This is a genomic window from Streptomyces sp. LS1784, from assembly GCF_020103755.1.
In the GTDB taxonomy this organism is placed as follows: Bacteria; Actinomycetota; Actinomycetes; order Streptomycetales; family Streptomycetaceae; genus Kitasatospora.
In genome coordinates, this window is sequence record NZ_JAHSQD010001263.1 from 1 (window position 1) to 601 (window position 601).

The 601-nt window shown below is 77.5% G+C and carries 1 protein-coding gene; it reads left to right on the forward strand.

Going from position 1 to position 601, the window contains the following annotated elements; all coding sequences use genetic code 11:
* Positions 1–601 (forward strand): molybdopterin-binding protein (locus tag KS423_RS46885; RefSeq protein ID WP_263455936.1); only part of this gene is annotated, 601 nt, incomplete at both ends.

The window sequence follows — 601 nt, forward strand, 5'->3', positions numbered from 1 at the left end:
CGACCGCGGCCCGCGGCCGCTGACCACCGGCCAGGACGTCCGCCCGCGCGGCCAGGAGTGCCGCCGGGGCGAGGAGTTGCTGCCGTCCGGCACGCCGGTCGGGCCGGCCGTCCTCGGCCTGGCCGCCGCCTGCGGCCACGACCGATTGTCGGTCCACCGCCGTCCGAAGGTCCAACTGCTCATTATGGGCGACGAGTTGCTCATCTCCGGGGTGCCCGGGCCGGGCCTGGTCCGGGACGCGCTCGGTCCGCTGCTGCCGCCCTGGCTGCGGGCCGCCGGTGCGGAGCCGGCCGAAGTCCGTTACGTGCGGGACGACTTCGACCTGCTCCTGGACGCGCTGCGGCACTCCGCCGCCGATCTCGTGGTCACCACCGGCGGAACGGCCGCCGGGCCGGTCGACTTCCTGCACCGGGCGCTCGCCGAGGCCGGTGCCCGGCTGCTGGTGGACGGCGTCGCCGCCCGGCCGGGGCACCCCATGCTGCTGGCCGAACTCCCGGGCGGCCGCCACCTGGTGGGCCTGCCGGGCAATCCGCTGGCCGCCGTCGCCGCGATGGTCACCCTCGTCCTGCCGCTGCTGCACGCCCGCAGCGGACGGACCGCC